This window comes from Bacillus sp. Nf3, assembly GCF_003028545.1.
GTDB classification, from domain to species: Bacteria; Bacillota; Bacilli; order Bacillales; family Bacillaceae; genus Bacillus; species Bacillus safensis.
In genome coordinates, this window is the sequence record NZ_PYUA01000076.1 from 1 (window position 1) to 564 (window position 564).

The window sequence follows — 564 nt, forward strand, 5'->3', positions numbered from 1 at the left end:
CGGCGTTGGTGATGCCCAGGCGGCGGCCGTCGATCAGGATCAGGGTGCGGTTGGCACCCAGGTTGCGCAGGTCGATGTAGTAACCGCCGACCGCTTCGCCCGAGCTGAGCGGGGAGGTACGGCTGATGGCAGGCGAACCGGCGGCCGGGATGTTCTGCAGGATGTCGGCGACCGACTTGAAGCCCTGCTTCTCGATCTGGTCGCGGCTGATGGTCATCACCGGCTGTGCGGTTTCGGTATCGACCTGGCGGATGCGCGAACCGGTGACCTCGATACGGTCGAGGTTGGTGGCTTCCTGGGCGTGGGCCGTCGCGGTGCTGGCACCGGCGACAAGCGCGATCACAACTGCGTCACGCAGCTGGCTGGACTTGAGTTTCATTGGCTCTCTCTCTCCAAGAAATCTTGGCTGGGGTTTATGCCCGGCGGGGGAGCGAAAGAGCGCTCCCAAATCGCGAGGCTGACCCGATAGTAGCGGGCGTTCGCCAAGAATTAAAGCTGTGTTAATCAAGTCTGTGATTTTGGTAAATTGACTCTTATTTCATTTAAATCAATGGGTTGCTTATG

1 protein-coding gene is annotated in these 564 nt (G+C 59.8%); it reads right to left on the reverse strand.

Annotated elements, in window-relative coordinates:
- Window positions 1-379: TonB-dependent receptor plug domain-containing protein (locus C9414_RS20915; RefSeq protein WP_181286198.1), on the reverse strand; the 379-nt coding region annotated here is incomplete at its 3' end.
- Window positions 380-564: the final 185 nt, after the last annotated feature.